The organism is Priestia sp. SIMBA_032 (assembly GCF_046535215.1).
Lineage (GTDB): Bacteria > Bacillota > Bacilli > Bacillales > Bacillaceae_H > Priestia > Priestia aryabhattai.
This window is the reverse complement of sequence record NZ_JAWRXD010001136.1, coordinates 1-253: the sequence shown is the minus strand read 5'-3', so window position 1 is coordinate 253 and position 253 is coordinate 1. Positions and strand designations below refer to the sequence as shown.

Here is a 253-nt window from a genome sequence, read left to right as displayed (position 1 = left end):
TCGTCATTCCAGGATAATCCGCTGATAATTCATCACTATCACCTTTTAAAACATTCGGATGCGCAGTACAAAATACTAAAACCCCAGATAACTCCTTCGTTTCAGCATCTCTTATTGCTAACATACCAATTCGTTTATCTACAACACCATCTATATGTGTTCCCATCTTCGCTGTTCCATCAGATGTTCTCTCTCTTCTATTAACCCCAATATCACCTGTCGTAACACTCCAGCCAACTTCACATCGCTTCAA

At 39.9% G+C, this 253-nt stretch carries 1 pseudogene; it reads right to left on the bottom strand.

Annotation, left to right across the window (positions count from 1 at the left end):
• Positions 1-253, bottom strand: a pseudogene (locus SB717_RS37875) (neutral/alkaline non-lysosomal ceramidase N-terminal domain-containing protein); the annotation flags it as partial.